The 13823-nt window shown below is 71.6% G+C and carries 14 protein-coding genes; 5 read left to right on the top strand and 9 right to left on the bottom strand.

What is annotated here, in order from left to right:
* Nucleotides 1-64 precede the first annotated feature (64 nt).
* The 3 genes from OOZ19_RS00560 to OOZ19_RS00550 all read left to right on the top strand — a co-directional run bounded on the left by OOZ19_RS00560 (nt 65) and on the right by OOZ19_RS00550 (nt 2489).
* A complete protein-coding gene (locus OOZ19_RS00560) occupies nt 65-625 on the top strand; it encodes an RsiG family protein (protein WP_266086993.1) in 561 nt (186 codons plus the stop codon).
* Entirely contained in the window at nt 622-1584 is a 963-nt protein-coding gene (locus OOZ19_RS00555) for an asparaginase (protein ID WP_266086991.1), read from the top strand. The genes OOZ19_RS00560 and OOZ19_RS00555 overlap by 4 nt, the downstream gene beginning before the upstream one ends.
* A 101-nt stretch (nt 1585-1685) precedes the next feature.
* Nucleotides 1686-2489, top strand: a complete 804-nt coding sequence (locus OOZ19_RS00550) for a methyltransferase domain-containing protein (protein ID WP_266086989.1) — start codon at nt 1686-1688, stop codon at nt 2487-2489.
* 32 nt (nt 2490-2521) lie between these two features.
* Here OOZ19_RS00550 and OOZ19_RS00545 read toward each other — a convergent pair whose 3' ends face one another.
* Nucleotides 2522-3400 carry a DUF8083 family protein gene (locus OOZ19_RS00545; protein WP_266086987.1) on the bottom strand — a complete coding sequence of 293 codons (879 nt, stop codon included), beginning with the start codon at nt 3398-3400 and terminating at the stop codon, nt 2522-2524.
* A 253-nt stretch (nt 3401-3653) separates the two neighbouring features.
* Between OOZ19_RS00545 and OOZ19_RS00540 the strand changes: the two genes are divergently transcribed.
* Nucleotides 3654-3833, top strand: a complete 180-nt coding sequence (locus OOZ19_RS00540) for a DUF3073 domain-containing protein (RefSeq protein ID WP_184484381.1) — start codon at nt 3654-3656, stop codon at nt 3831-3833.
* A gap of 634 nt (nt 3834-4467) precedes the next feature.
* Here OOZ19_RS00540 and OOZ19_RS00535 read toward each other — a convergent pair.
* From OOZ19_RS00535 to OOZ19_RS00500, 8 genes are all read right to left on the bottom strand, one after another.
* A complete protein-coding gene (locus OOZ19_RS00535) occupies nt 4468-4944 on the bottom strand; it encodes a DUF4396 domain-containing protein (protein WP_266086986.1) in 477 nt (158 codons plus the stop codon).
* A gap of 125 nt (nt 4945-5069) precedes the next feature.
* Complete coding sequence (purM, locus tag OOZ19_RS00530) at nt 5070-6182, bottom strand: phosphoribosylformylglycinamidine cyclo-ligase (RefSeq protein ID WP_266086985.1); 1113 nt, start codon at nt 6180-6182, stop codon at nt 5070-5072.
* 255 nt (nt 6183-6437) lie between these two features.
* Nucleotides 6438-7961, bottom strand: a complete 1524-nt coding sequence (gene purF / locus OOZ19_RS00525) for an amidophosphoribosyltransferase (protein WP_266087729.1) — start codon at nt 7959-7961, stop codon at nt 6438-6440.
* A gap of 286 nt (nt 7962-8247) precedes the next feature.
* On the bottom strand, nt 8248-8760 hold the full coding sequence (locus tag OOZ19_RS00520) for a hypothetical protein (protein WP_184484375.1): 513 nt from the start codon (nt 8758-8760) through the stop codon (nt 8248-8250).
* Nucleotides 8761-8823: 63 nt separating this feature from the next.
* A complete protein-coding gene (locus tag OOZ19_RS00515) occupies nt 8824-9213 on the bottom strand; it encodes a sterol carrier family protein (protein WP_266086982.1) in 390 nt (129 codons plus the stop codon).
* A gap of 249 nt (nt 9214-9462) precedes the next feature.
* Nucleotides 9463-10173 carry a helix-turn-helix domain-containing protein gene (locus OOZ19_RS00510; RefSeq protein WP_266086980.1) on the bottom strand — a complete coding sequence of 237 codons (711 nt, stop codon included), beginning with the start codon at nt 10171-10173 and terminating at the stop codon, nt 9463-9465.
* 401 nt (nt 10174-10574) lie between these two features.
* Complete coding sequence (locus OOZ19_RS00505) at nt 10575-11750, bottom strand: S8 family peptidase (protein WP_266086978.1); 1176 nt, start codon at nt 11748-11750, stop codon at nt 10575-10577.
* A 490-nt stretch (nt 11751-12240) separates the two neighbouring features.
* On the bottom strand, nt 12241-12699 hold the full coding sequence (locus OOZ19_RS00500) for a PRC-barrel domain-containing protein (RefSeq protein ID WP_266086976.1): 459 nt from the start codon (nt 12697-12699) through the stop codon (nt 12241-12243).
* Nucleotides 12700-13035: 336 nt separating this feature from the next.
* Between OOZ19_RS00500 and OOZ19_RS00495 the strand changes: the two genes are divergently transcribed.
* The gene (locus tag OOZ19_RS00495) at nt 13036-13623 is read left to right on the top strand and encodes a type VII secretion system-associated protein (RefSeq protein ID WP_266086974.1); all 588 of its coding nucleotides are present in this window, start codon (nt 13036-13038) and stop codon (nt 13621-13623) included.
* Nucleotides 13624-13823 lie beyond the last annotated feature (200 nt).

Raw genomic sequence — 13823 nt, 5'->3', positions numbered from 1 at the left:
CCGGCCGTGACGATGCCGCCAGGGCATCGAGTGCCGGTGGGCACGATCGACGGAGGATGGGCACGTGATCGAAGTCCGCCCCGGTGGGCGCCGCCGGATCGACCGGGTCCTGGACCCGGAGTACGCCGACGGGATCGAAGAGCTCGGACTAGGCGAGGTCCGCGGACTGCGCGATGAAGCCGCTCAGGAGGAAACGGACCTGTCCTACCTGCGCCGGATGCTGCACGCGCGGATCGACATCGTGCGCGCCGAGCAGCGCAGGCGCTCCGAGAACGGCTCCGCGTCGGTCGTGGAGCAGCTGGTGAACATCCTGTCCGACAACGCCGTCGGCCCGGCCACGGGTTCCGGCCGCTACCAGACCACCGAGCCGTCGCGGGCCGAGGCGCACCGCAGGCACGTGGAGGCGCTGGTGTCGGACGTGGACCTGTCGAACGTGATGTCGTTGGTCGACGCCAAGTTGAGCACCGCGCTCGCGGCCTACACCTCGGAGGAGGACTCGGTCTCGCAGCGCCGCCGCGAGGTGCAGGCGGTGGTGGACCTGTTCAACGCCGAGATCGCCCGCCGCTACCGGGAAGGCGCGGCGTCCGTGGACGACCTGCTGGCCGCCGAGCGGGACCGTCCGTGAACGCTCCCGCTCCACTCGTCGAGCTGGTGCGAGGCGGGCTGCGCGAAGGCGTGCACTTCGGTTCGGCGGTGCTGCTGGATTCCGACGGCTCGGTGCTGCGCTCCGTCGGGGACGTGACCGCTCCGATGTTCCCGCGCTCCACGGTGAAACCCGCGCAGGCGCTCGCGATGCTGCGCGCCGGCCTGGAACTCCCCGACGACGCCGACCTGGCGCTGGGCGCGGCCTCGCACAACGGGGAACCCGGCCACCTCGAGCGGGCCGCGGCGGTCTTGGCGCGGCACGGCTTGGGCGAGGACGCGCTGCGCTGCCCGCCGGACCAGCCGATGCACGAGCCGACGCGGCAGCGGTGGCTGGCGGACGGCACCGGCGGGCGCAGGCTCGCGATGAACTGCTCGGGCAAGCACGCGGCGATGCTGGCCACGTGCGTGCAGCTCGGCTGGCCCGTCGCGGACTACCTGGATCCGGAGCATCCGCTGCAGCTGGGCGCCAGGGAGACGATCGCCGAGCTCGCCGGGGAATCGATCGAAACAGCCACTGTGGACGGTTGTGGGGCGCCGCTGTTCGCGATCTCGCTGACCGGGCTGGCACGGCTGTTCCGCGGCATGGTCACCGCGGGCGGCGCGGCCGGGCGGGTCGCGGACGCCATGCGGGCCCATCCGTGGCTGGTCGCCGGTACCGACCGGGACGACACCGAGCTGATGACCGCGGTGCCCGGGCTGCTCTCGAAGATCGGCGCGGAGGGCGTGCTCGCACTCGCGCTGCCCGACGGCCGGGCGGCGGCGGTCAAGATCAGCGACGGCGCCTCCCGCGCCAGGGGGCCGGTGGCGGTCGAGGTGCTGCGCGCCTTCGGCGTGGACGTCACCGGCGGGCGCGTGAAGGACATCGCCGAGCAGCCGCTGCTCGGCGGGGAGCGGCAGGTCGGCGTCCTGCGCGTGATCCCCGGCGTGCTGAGCGCCTGAGCTCGGCGGGCGAACCCGCCGCGCTACGAGGGCTTGTTGCTGGTCGCACGCCGCCGTAGGCTCAGATTCCGGAATTTCCGTCCCACTAGCCGGGAGCCCGGATGGCGCACGGAGACGTGTACACGCACGGCCACCAGGAGAGCGTGCTGCGCTCGCACCGGTGGCGGACCACGGAGAACTCCGCCGCCTACCTGCTCGACGACCTGCTGCCGGGCACGACCGTGCTCGACGTGGGATGCGGGCCGGGCACGATCACCCACGACTTCGCCGACCGCGTCGCCCCCGGCCACGTCACCGGCGTCGACAACGCCGCCGGGATCGTCGAGCAGGCCGCGGCGGACTCGCCCGCGAACGCGACGTTCCAGGTCGCCGACGTGTACGCGCTGCCGTTCGCGGACGGCTCGTTCGACGTGGTGCACGCCCACCAGGTGCTGCAGCACCTCACCGACCCCGTCGCCGCGCTGCGCGAGATGCGGCGGGTGTGCCGGCCCGGCGGGATCGTCGCCGCCAGGGACGCCGACTACGCCGCGATGACCTGGTACCCGGAGCTGCCCGCGCTCACCGACTGGCTCGACCTCTACCACCGGGTGGCGCGCGGCAACGACGCCGAACCGGACGCCGGGCGGCGACTGCTCGGCTGGGCGCGGGACGCCGGGTTCGACGGCTTCGGCGACGTGGACGCCACCGCCACGGCCTGGTGCTTCGCCACGCCCGCCGAACGCGAGTGGTGGGGCGGCCTGTGGGCGGACCGCGTCCTGGACTCCGCCTTCGCCGAGCAGGCGCTGAACCGGGGCCTGGCCACCCGTGCGGAACTGGAGCGCTTGAGCGGTGCCTGGCGCGAGTGGACGCACTCGGACTCGGCCTGGTTCGCGGTCCTCAACGGCGAGGTCCGCTGCCGCCGGTGAACGTCGCGCGGCGATCTCGTGCTCGGGCTGGCTCAGTTGTACCGCTCGTGGGCGGCGAACTCGGACCAGAAGTCGCGCAGCGCCTCGTAGCGCTCGCCGACTTCGACGTTGTCGCCGGACTCCATCGCGTCGATGATCGCGTGCACGTCCTCGGCCGAGGTGTCGGCGTCGAGGTCGCTGCGGCTCATCATCTGCACCAGGCCGCCGTAGTCGAGCTCGACCGCGGAGTGCGGGTGGAACCGCTCCAGCCAGCGCCCGGTCTCCCGGAGGATCTTGGTCGGCCCGCCGTCGCCGATGGAGTCCCGCGCGACCGTGTGCGCCCGCGCCACGCGGCGCCGCGCATCGGCCATCGCGACCCGCCAGCAGACCCGCCGCTTGCCGTCCTCGTCCTCGGTCACCCGCTCCGCAGGGTCGACGAGCACGAACCACGGCAGCGGCACCGTCCAGGTCGACGACAGCACGTGCACCGCGTTCTCCGCGAGCTCGCTGACCACGGCGCTGGCCTGGTTCTTCGCCTTCTCCACCGGCAGCGACACCACCGCCGAGCGCAGCGGCACCTCCGCCGCGCCGAGGAACCCGACGAGCGCCGCCGCGGACCGGCCGCGCAGATCGAGCGGGCACACCAGCGGGCCGGGGCCGACCGTGGCGGCGGGACCGCTCGGCACTGACTCGGGGTCGAGGGTGAGGACGTCGCCGGAGTGCTCGGCGGTGCCGTCGGCGGCTTCGCCCGGCAGCAGCTTCGGCGGGGCCGTCACCTGGGTGCGCAGCCACTGGTCCTGTTCCCTGGTCGCCGCGACGGTCGGTTCCAGCGCGCCCTGCTCCAGGGTGGCGGCGAGCCGCTCGCGCAGCGGGGAATCGATCGACGACAGGGGTTCGTAAACCCTCAGGTAGGCGACGAACGGTTCTGGCACGCGAGTATCGTGCCATGCGCCCCGATGGTGTCTTCGGCTGCCCGCGTTCCACGGCGAGCCACGACACGATGATCGCGGACCGCCGATTCGCGATCTAGGGGGAAGGTCACGCGCGACACGGAAGCTCTCCACGAGACCACGTCGCGTAGAACCGCATCGGCACGGTACGGTAGTTACAGGAAAAGTTGTCGAGATCATGCGGGGCCGCCGTTCCCCTGGCCGCCCCGCACACCCTGCGCGAGGGGGTCGAGCCATGGGGCGCGGCCGGGCTAAGGCCAAGCAGACGAAGGTGGCCCGCGAGCTGAAGTACAGCTCGCCCACCATGGACGTCGATGCATTGCAGCGGGAGCTGTCCACGGAACCGCCTGGCGAATGGTCCGAGGAGGACCGCGACGACACATACGACGACGGGTACGACGACTACCGGCGTTGACGGCACGTACACACCGGGTGGACGGCTTGTTCGTCCACTCGGTGCTCTGTGTCGCCGGTAGCCGTCGTAGCGTTCCCGGTGTCGTTCCGTGGGCGAGAAGCACGAGCTGGTGGTCCTGTCGAGATCGCCCGGCCGGTGCGCATCGTTGATGTGCGCCGACCGGGCGGAACAGGCCGTGTGTCGGGCATCAGCGAGTGATGCCGGCGGCCGGAACGGGCGCGTGATCGCCATGCGCGCCCGGTGAAGCGAAAATCAGTGCGCCGGTCATCCCGGCGCACTTTTTTCGCGCCTGGACCAGGGTGGGAACAAGTAAAGGGCCGGTGTGCGGGCCGCCTCTCGGCGGGTGGCGCTGCAGGGCTCCAGCCGAACGGTATTCCCTGCAGGCTCGTGATGGAGCCCGGGGGCACGCGCACACCGACCAATCCGTACAACGGACGGGCCCTGCCCGGAATTCCCCGCGGCTCGGATTTCTTCGCCGCGCCCGCTCGGAGCCTGCCGCCGGTCTTGCCGTTCCAGGTGAGCCGCATCCTTGATCGTCGTCTTGCCGGGCGGAGCCGCTGAGCGGTGACCAGCGGCGCTCCCGCGAGGTTCCGCCACCCGACCCGCGAAGCAGAACGCGTTCGACGACAGGCGGTCAGTGCTGCCCGTGCACCACGGCGTGGCCCTTGCCGCGGGCGATGAGCCACTTGTTCACCGGCACCGTCAGCACGAACGCGACGGCCAGCGAGAACGCCAGCGAGCCCCAGAACAGCGCGCTGCCCGCGCCCGCGTCCATCGCGCCGGGGACCACGACCATCACCACGTTGTCCACGACCTCCATCACGAGGATGGACACCGTGTCGGCGGCGAGCGCCACGCGGAACGCGGCGGCCAGGCCCACTCCGGTGCGCAGCACGCCGCGCATCGTCAGCGCGTAGCCGAAGGCGAACGCGAGGACCACCGCGAGGACCACGGTGCCCGCGTTGTGCAGGCCCAGCGAGGTTCCGATGATCATGCCGAGGACCTCGCCGATCGCGCAGCCCGTCAGGCAGTGCAGCGTCGCCGAGATCGCCACGGCCCACGACGCGCCGCCCGGCCCCGAGCGCGACCCGTGTTCGTGGTGGTCGGTCATGGCGGCTCCCCTTGCTCGCGGTCGGTCTTCGCCGACCACAACACCTGCCGGGCAGCACCGCATTCCGCCGACGCGAGAGGGCCGCGACCGGTCAGCCGGTCGCGGCCCTCTCGTCGATCAGGAGCTCAGAACCTCGGGTGGTTGCCCCGCACGACCACGCGCTGGTCCTCGGCGGCGTCCTCCACCGTCGGCTGCTTCGCGACCTCGCCCAGCACCCACGCGGGCACGTGCCGCGCGGTGAGCACCGCCAGCGCCCGGTCCACGTCCTCGGCGGTGACGACGGCGACCATGCCGACGCCCATGTTGAAGGTGCGCTCCATCTCCTCGGTCTCGACCCGGCCGCGCTGCGCGATGAGGCGGAACACCGGGTCCGGGGTCCAGGTGCCGCGGTCCAGCACCGCGGTCAGGCCCGCCGGGACGACCCGCGCCAGGTTCGCGGCCAGGCCACCGCCGGTGACGTGCGCGAACGTCCGCACCGCGGTCTCAGCGGCGAGCGCCAGGCAGTCCTTGGCGTAGATCCGCGTCGGCTCCAGCAGCTGCTCGCCGAGCGTGCGGCCGAACTCCTCCACGTGCCCCGTGAGCGGCATCCGGGCCAGTTCCAGCAGCACGTGCCGGGCCAGCGAATAGCCGTTCGAGTGCAGGCCGGACGAGCCCATTCCGATCACCACGTCGCCGGGCCGGACCTTGTCCGGGCCGAGCATCGCGCCAGCCTCGACGACGCCGACACCGGTCGCGGAGATGTCGTACTCGCCGGGCGCCATCATGCCGGGGTGCTCGGCGGTCTCCCCGCCCAGCAGCGCGCAACCGGCCTGCACGCAGCCTTCGGCCACGCCCTTGACCAGGTCCGCGATCCGCTCCGGGACGACCTTGCCGACGGCGATGTAGTCCTGCAGGAACAGCGGCTCCGCCCCGGAGACCACGAGGTCGTCGACGACCATCGCGACCAGGTCGATGCCGACGGTGTCGTGCTTGTCGAGCGCCTGGGCCACCGCGAGCTTGGTGCCGACGCCGTCGGTGGAGGAGGCCAGCACCGGCTCGGTCCACCGGTCCAGCTTCAACTGGAACAGGCCGGCGAAGCCGCCGAGCGAACCCAGCACTTCCGGCCTGCTCGCCCGCTTCGCCCAGGGCAGCATCTGCTGCACGGCCTCATCGCCGGCTTCGATGCTCACCCCCGCGTTCGCGTAGGTGGCCTTCTCCGCTTCGGCGGCTTTCGCCCCTGCGAGCAGGTCTTCGGACACGACTGACTCCACATCTGATGTGCGTTTGCTGTTGGCGGGCTCGCGGGAGCCCCGGTCGTGGCGGGCCTCCCGGCCCACGCGGGCGATGTGGGGCATCCCACAACGACCACCGCCCCTTGCCTACCACAGGCGCACCCGCCGAATCCCGCTCCGGCCGGTGCGGATTCCCCGTCCCTGCCGGTGCGAGCGGGCGGACGGCGGCATCACGCTACGCGGCGCCCGAGCGGCCCGGATCCGGACCGCCGCCGCGTGCGGTCAGGGCCTGCGCAGCGCGTCGGCGCCGCCGTAACCGCTGGGCAGCACCGGTTCCGCGGGACCGGCGACGCCCTTCTCCGCGGTGTCGGACACGCCTTCGAGCAGGTACTTGCCGAGCTGGGCCTCCTCGGGCAGCGGGATCGGGTAATGCCCGTCGAAGCAGGCGGCGCACAACCGGGTGCGCGGCTGCTCCGTGGCCGAGATCAGCCCGTCCAGCGATACGTAGCCGAGCGAGTCGGCCCCGATGGAGCGGCGGATGCCGTCGGTGTCGGTGCCGTTGGCGATCAGCTCCGCGCGGGAGGCGAAGTCGATGCCGTAGAAGCAGGGCCACTTCACCGGCGGTGACGCGATCCGCACGTGCACCTCGATGGCGCCTGCCTCGCGGAGCATCCGCACCAGGGCGCGCTGCGTGTTGCCGCGCACGATCGAGTCGTCGACGACGACGAGCCGCTTGCCGCGGATGACCTCGCGCAGCGGGTTGAGCTTGAGCCGGATGCCGAGCTGGCGGATGGTCTGCGAAGGCTGGATGAAGGTGCGCCCCACGTAGGAGTTCTTCACCAGGCCGTTGCCGTAGTCGATGCCGGAGCCCTGCGCGTAGCCGATCGCGGCGGGCGTGCCGGATTCCGGCACCGGGATGACCAGGTCGGCGTCCACCGGGTGCTCGCGAGCCAGCTTGCGCCCGATCTCCACGCGTGTGCTGTTGACGGACCGACCGGAGATCGTGGTGTCCGGACGGGCCAGGTAGACGTACTCGAAGATGCAGCCCTTCGGCTTCGGGTGCGCGAAGTGCTGCGACCGCAGGCCGTCCTCGTCGATCGCGAGCAGCTCGCCCGGTTCGACCTCGCGCACGAAGGAGGCGCCGACGATGTCCAGCGCGGCCGTCTCACTGGCCACGACCCACCCGCGTTCCAGGCGGCCCAGCACGAGCGGGCGGACGCCTTGCGGGTCGCGGGCCGCGTACAGCGTCGTCTCGTCGGAGAACACCATCGAGAAGGCGCCTTGGACGGTGGGGAACAGCTCCATCGCGGCCTGTTCGATGCCCTTGTCCGCGGCGTGCGCGGCCAGCAGTGCGCACACCAGGTCGGAGTCGGTGGTGGCGCGTTCGCACGCGGAGGCGGGCGAGGAGCTGTTCGCGGACACCGTGTCCACGCCTTCGGCGACGATCCGCTCCATGAGCTCGGCGGTGTTCACCAGGTTGCCGTTGTGGCCCAGCGCGAGGCCGCGGCCGGAGACCGTGGTGCGGAACGTGGGCTGGGCGTTCTCCCAGCTCGCGCCGCCGGTCGTGGAGTAGCGGTTGTGGCCGACGGCGACGTGGCCGCGCAGCGAAGCGAGCACCTGCTCGTCGAACACCTGGCTGACCAGGCCGAGGTCCTTGTAGACCAAGACCTGCGAGCCGTCGCCGACGGCGATGCCCGCGGCTTCCTGGCCGCGGTGCTGGAGTGCGAACAGGCCGTAGAAGGAGAGCTTGGCGACTTCCTCGCCAGGCGCCCACACGCCGAAAACACCGCACTCCTCGTGCGGCACGTCCTGCTCGAACGGATCGGTGGGAAGCGTCGAGTCGGACGCACTGGGGAAACTGCCGTCTGGCCGGTCGGAGACCACCGAGAACTCCCTGGAGGACGGAGTCGGGCTTACGCCTCAGTGTAAACGGGACCCGAAGCCCCGATGACCGGCCGTCTCCGCAAGCCCGCCGGACGCCCCCGGCTCACCAGGAGTTTCGCCGCCGCCGCGGCGGCGGTGTGAACCCGGTCATCGGGATTCCGGTCGCGCTGCGTGCTCGGGCGAACACGCGGGCGAGCGGGCGCGGCGCTCAGTGGGCGGTCTTGAGCAGGATCACCAGCAGGCCGATCCCCATCAGCACCAGCACCAACGCGGCGCGCTTCCACCAGGGCAGGCGGGTGCGGCGGACCGCGAGCACGGCGAACAGGCCCATCGTGGCGACCAGGAACCAGATGCTGATCCACCCGGCGACGCCGACCGGGATCAGGCCCAGCGCGGCGGCGACGAGCAGCACCACCGGCAGCACGGCGGCCTGCAGGATCTGCCCGGAGGAGCGCAGCATCTCGACGGGGTGCGCCCGCTCCGGCACGATCTCGCGGACCGCCAGGTGCGCGACGTACTCGGAGAGCAGGCTCGCCGCCCACAGGCCGCCGGTGGCCACCACGACGTCGAGCACGGCGGCCCACGGCTCCAGGTGCTCGCCCGGGTGCCGGACGAGCACGAGCAGCGTGCTCAGGCAGGCGATGCTGCCGTAGACGCGTTCGCGCAGCACGGAGGCGATGTGCTCGGGCCTGCGCGACGCGGGGTCGGAGCGGGAGATCATGCGGACGTTTCTAGCCGCAGCGGCGGCCCGGCGCGGACGCGGGGCGTGGCCGCGCTTCGCTCGTCACGCGGTCGTGCGCACCAGCGGGAGCCAGCGGGTGAGGTCGGCGCGGGAGCCGGAGGCGCTGACCTTGCCCTCGTCGACGGCTTCGGCGAAGTCCGCTCGGCCGGTGGCCAGCAGCAGCCAGGTGCGCGGATCGGTCTCGATCACGTTCGGCGGGGTGCCCCGGGTGTGCTCCGGTCCCGCGACGCACTGCACGGCGGCGAACGGCGGCACCCGCACTTCGACGGTCCGCCCCGGCGCGAGGTCTTCCAGCGTGCGCAGGCTCAACCGGACCGCCGCCGCGAGCTCGGCGCGGCGCGGACGCTCCTGCCGCTCATCTCCCAGCCACGGCCCGACCACCTCGATCGCACCGCGCAACTCCTGCGGATCCACCCGCCGACGCGAAGACATGCCCCCACCTTAGGAGGCACCGCACGGCGCTCTTCCACAGCGGAAACAACCCGCCGACGGCCGGCGCACCGGAAACCAGTCGATCTTGTCAGCGGCGACCACCGGCACCGCAGCGGATTCTCAGCATTCGTCCCGCGAGGACGGCAATTGCGCGCGTGGCGGATCCACTCGCGAAATCGATCCCGCAGCGAGGAGGACGCCGAAGTTCCGCCACCCGACCACGAAAGCAGAACGAGCAGCGAAGCAGCCTCAGAGCCAGCCGAGTTTGACCGCTTGCATTCCTGCTTGGAAGCGGGTTTCGACGCCGAGGCGGGCGATGAGTTCCCGGACCCGGCGGTGCGCGGTGCGGGCGCTGAAGCCCATCAGCCTGCCGATGGTGTCGTCGGTCGCGCCGGAGGCCAGCAGCGACAGGATCCAGCGCTCCTCCTCGGAGGGCTGGTCTTCGCCGCTGAGCCGTTCCTGCTCGCAGGTGAACGGCGCGGCGAAGCGCCACAGGTCCTCGAAGATGCGCATCACCGCGACGAGCATGGCCGAGCTGCGGATCACGACCGCGCTCTCCACCGTCTGGTCGGTGGCGGTCAGCGGCAGCAGCGCCACCTCGTTGTCGACCAGGATCATCTTCGTCGGCGCCACGTGGATCACCCGCGCCTGCTCGCCGAGCGCCACCAGCCGGGAGGTCAACTCCAGTTGCGGTGGCCGCGCGAGCGCCGAGCGGTCGTAGAGCACCTGGTAGTTGACGCCTTCGGCGAGCTTGCGGGATTCGAGCGAATCCAGGGATCCGGTGGCCGCGTACGGCGGTTTCGCGACGCCCTGCACGAGTTCCGTGGCGCTGCGCTGGAGTTCGTAGGCTGCCCAGCCGACGCGGCGGGCGCCGTGCACGACCTGCAGCACTCCGCCCGCGCTGCCCGCTTGGGCCTTGGCGGCGCGCGCCACGGAGACGACCGCCTCCCGCGCTTCCACCTGGGATCGGACGGCACGTTCGGTGTCCGTCGCTCCGGCCCGGCCCTGGCCGGGCACGGCCCGCTCAGACGAGGTCGGCTGTGCGCGCTCAGGCGCCTCGGTGTATCCGGATAACACGGCACACCCTTTCGTGACGTGCCTTCACAGGCTCAGTCGGACCTTAGTCGATCTTGGTCTGGACCAGTTCCGCGACAGGCAGCGATCGGCCCCCTCGATCGGGAACGTAACCATCTTGAGACCGTCGCGGGAACCCACTTTTGCAGTAGGCCCCCGTTCAACCTTTGTAGAACACCATTCGGCGGCGCCCCGTCTTCCGCCGAATGCCCCAGCGAACTCCGAATCCGCGCCGAACCCCGCCGAGGATCAACGAGGCGGAGTCCGGCGCGGTCACGCGCTTCGGATCACAGATCGCCCGTCTGGAGCAGATCGCTGATCGTGCCGGCGGGCGCGTCCGCGATCACGCCCGTCGCGGCACCGCCCTGCAGCCCGCTGATCACGTCCGCCGGCGCGGCGTCCGGAGTCGCCTCCAGGAACAGCGCGCCGACGCCCGCCACGTGCGGACTGGCCATCGAGGTACCGCTCATCGTGGCCGTCCCGCCGCCGGGTGCGAGCGAGACGATGTCCACACCGGGCGCGTAGCCCTCCACCGTCGCACCGAAGTTCGTGAAGTACGCCGAGCCGTCGGCGTCGTCGGAGGCCGCCGTGGTGAACACGCCCTCCGCGCTGGCCGGGGACACGTTCTCCGCGTCCTGCGACTCGTTGCCCGCCGCGACCGCGAGGAACACGCCGCTGTCGACCAGGCCGGTGGCGGCCTCGTCCAGCGCCGGGTCCTTGCTGCCGCCCAGGGACATGTTCGCCACCGCCGGGCCGTCGGCGTCCTGGGCGACCCAGTCCAGCCCGGCGATGATGTCGGCCGTCGTGCCGCTGCCGTTGTCGTCGAGGACCTTCACCCCGACCAGCGCCGCCTCCTTCGCCACGCCGTAGGTCGCGGAACCGATGGTGCCCGCCACGTGCGTGCCGTGGCCGTGCCCGTCGCTGCCGTCGCCGCCGGTCGCGTCGAAGCCGATGGAGGCCCGGCCGCCGAAGTCCGGGTGGTCGGGCGCGATCCCGGTGTCGACGATGTAGGCCGTCACGCCCGCGCCCGTGCCGGTGGGCGCGTAGGTGTCGTCCAGCGGTAAGGCGGGCTGGTCGATCCGGTCCAGGCCCCAGGACTCCACGGCGGCGGGCCGCTGCGGCTGCTCGACCTGGACGTGGAAGTTCTGCGAGACGCCTTCCACGTCGTGGTTCGCGCGCACCGCCTGGAGCTGCTGCGGGCTCAGCGTCGCCGAGAACCCGTTCAGGCTGTGCGCGTAGAGGTGGTCGGCTCGCACGCCCAGGCCCGCGGCGACCGCGGCGGCGTTCTCACCGTCCTTCAGGTTGACGATGTAGGAGTCGGCGGAGCCGTCGGCGGAGAGCACGCCGGCTTCCGGGTGCAGGGTCAACGGCGCGAGCGTCGGCGCCGCGAAAGCGGGGGCACCGGCGAACACGAGCGCGGCGGCGGTGATTCCGGCGCCCGCGAACCTGCTTCGGGAGAGCATTTTTTTCATGGTCCCTCTTCCTTCAGCGCCATCCGGGTGGGGCCGGACGGCGATCTGATGGTGCAATCCGAACGTAAACCATGAAAACAAGCGAAAAGACCCGCTTGGCGATTTGTCGCCAAGCCCTTGTGTCGTAGATGTAACGGCATTCCACGGATTTGCCGAAAATGAGGGAACAAAGTGGATCTACCTGCGATTACGAAGCCATCAGCGTCGGCCACGCAGCGCGTTCGCATTTCTCGCCGGAGTTCGCCCGGATGCCCGGACACGCCTCGTCGAGCGGATGGGGACGCGCACGCTCAGCTCTCGGAATTGTTTACGAAAAGCCGTTTTCGTCACTCCGATGGCGGCACGAGCGGATGACTGGAAACGCCGCCGCAATCTCGGACCCGGTCTCCTTCGGCCATTCGTGAAGGACGCGGGAAAAGGTCACCGAACGGTCTCGGGAACCTCGCAGGTTCCCAGTCCGTGGACGCGCCGGTCGTCGTGATCAGGTGGCCGCGACCCAGCGCCGCAACTTGAGCCGCACCGCTTCGACGTACTCCGGCGGCAGTTCGCCCTGCTCGGCGGGATCGGCCGACGCGGTCGCCCCGTCCCCCTGCCGCACCGGCTCGGGTTCGGCGGGAGTCACGCCGTACTCGATGCCGTAGTACAGGTACAGCGCGTGCTCCTGCTCCAGCATCAGATCGCCGTCGTCGAGCCGGACGTGCGGCGCCTGGCGCACCGTCTCCTTCAGCACGGAAACGGTCAGGGTGTCCCCGTCGAAGGCGGCGCCGTCCAGCGGCACGAAGCTCTCGTTGGTGCCGAACAGGCCGGTCTGCACGGTGATCCACGCGGGTTGCTCGGTGGCCTCGTCGAGGAACAGCTGGCCGACGATCCCGATCCGGTGTCCCGCCGGATCGAAGACCTCGCACCCGAACAGGTGCAGTGCTTCCCGCTGACCGATCATGCCGACCGCCTCCCGAACTCGCCGCTCGCCCAGTCTGCCCCGGCCGCGGCCGGACCGGCACCTCGGAAAGGCGTATCCGCGACCGGGTGCACCGGTCTCGCACCACTCCCGGAACCCGTTGCCGCGGCGGTGAATCCGGCCGCGTGCCGCGCGATCCGCGCGAGTGTCCGACCGGGATGGACGGACCCGCTGCCCGCTCCACCCGGCACCGGCCGGTAGAACTGGCACGCTCAACGGGTACACCTCGCACGGACGAGGCGGGCGGGTCGTTCGAAGATCGCGCCGCCGGCACCCGGTCGAGCTCCGCACTCCCCTCCGAAGAAGGACGCCAGCACCATGTCAGAGCAACCCGACCGCCCCGGGCCGCCGCCGATCACCGACGAGATGCGGGAGCAGGCCAGGCAGACTCCGAACAGCTGGCTCTACATCGTCGACCCCGGCTACCAGGAGTCCGGGGACGACGTGCCGCCGGAAGGCGTCGTCGGCGCGTACCACATCGACGCCGACGGCGAGATCGATCCGGAGTTCCAGTACAACGACGAGTACGAGCCCTCGGACCTCACCTTCGCGCTGCCGGAGCCGGTGAACGAGCTGGAGCGGGTGCTGCACCGCATCGCCACCGGCGAGGTCCCCGACACCGAGCTCGCCCCGGCGGTGCTGGCCGCGGACGTGCTGGTCTACGACCCGGAGAACGGCGCGGGCGAACCCGCCGTCTACGTCGCGGAACTCGACGACGGCAGCCAGCTGGTGCCCGCGTGCACCTCGGTCGAGCGGGTGCCGGAGAGCTGGCCCGGTTCGCGCCGGGTGCCGGGCGGCGAACTCCCGGAGCTGCTGGGCGGATTGGACCTGGGCCTCAACCTGGACGACGCGGTCCGCGCGGTCATCCCGCACCACGTGCTCACCGACGCGGCGTCGCCGAACTGACCGGCGGAACCTCGGCGGCTCTCCTGCGGGCCGGTTCCTCCGCGCAGCTCAGCGCTGCGCGGGAACCGCTCGCGGGGGAGCCGCCTTCTCGTGCGGCCATCGCGCGGCGCACGCCGGCGCTGCTGACCACGGGCACCGACATCGCCGAGGTCGTCCGCGACGGGCGGGCCTGAGCTCGGTCCGAGCCGATCGGGCGCCGA

It is taken from the genome of Saccharopolyspora sp. NFXS83 (assembly GCF_026241095.1).
Classification (GTDB): Bacteria; Actinomycetota; Actinomycetes; order Mycobacteriales; family Pseudonocardiaceae; genus Saccharopolyspora_C.
This window is presented reverse-complemented; position numbering and strand designations above follow the sequence as displayed.